Annotated in this window: 1 pseudogene; it reads right to left on the bottom strand. The window is 46.2% G+C overall.

The features are described 5' to 3' along the window. A pseudogene (locus CHK_RS00110) lies at positions 1–215 on the bottom strand (ABC transporter permease); the annotation flags it as partial. Positions 216–292 lie beyond the last annotated feature (77 nt).

Here is a 292-nt window from a genome sequence, read left to right as displayed (position 1 = left end):
CCTGTCAGCATGATGAACGTCATACCTACTGCTATGATTCCTACGATCGATACCTGCCTTAAGATGTTAAAAATGTTATCCGGCGTCAGGAACCTGTTCGACAGGATCGCAAACACCACGATCAGCGCGATCAGTACGAATACAATTCCATAACTCCCCAGTATCCGCTTGATGCTCTTTCCGCCTACACTGTTTTGATTCAACTCTTTTCCCATTTCATCAACCTCCTATTAATCCGGAAGCGTACTCCAGTATCAGTTCCTGTGAGAACTCTTCACGCTTCAGCTCCCCT

It is taken from the genome of Christensenella hongkongensis (assembly GCF_000981035.1).
Taxonomy (GTDB): domain Bacteria; phylum Bacillota; class Clostridia; order Christensenellales; family Christensenellaceae; genus Christensenella; species Christensenella hongkongensis.
The sequence above is the reverse complement of the archived record's forward strand: the minus strand, read 5'-3'. Positions and strand labels throughout refer to the sequence as shown.